This is a genomic window from Scytonema sp. PCC 10023 (assembly GCF_963920835.1).
Taxonomy (GTDB): domain Bacteria; phylum Cyanobacteriota; class Cyanobacteriia; order Cyanobacteriales; family Nostocaceae; genus Kalymmatonema.
On sequence record NZ_CAWUDP010000421.1, the window covers coordinates 1 to 234 of the forward strand.

The 234-nt window shown below is 48.3% G+C and carries 1 protein-coding gene; it reads right to left on the minus strand.

Annotation, left to right across the window (positions count from 1 at the left end):
* The coding region (locus tag ACM0OZ_RS49435) for a tetratricopeptide repeat protein (RefSeq protein WP_414590252.1) at window positions 1-234 on the minus strand (234 nt) is incomplete at both ends.

The window sequence follows — 234 nt, forward strand, 5'->3', positions numbered from 1 at the left end:
GCTTCTTCAAATCGCCCTAAGTTACCCAGCGCCAAGCCCCGGTTGTTCCAAGCTTGATGTAAGTCGGGTTTGATTTCAATTGCTTTGTCGTAGGATGCGATCGCATCTTCAATTCGCCCTAAGTTAGAAAGCGCATTGCCCCGGTTGAACCAAGCTTCATGGTAGTCGGGTTTGATTTCAATTGCTTTGTCGTAGGATGCGATCGCTTCTTCAAATCGCCCTAAGTTACCCAGC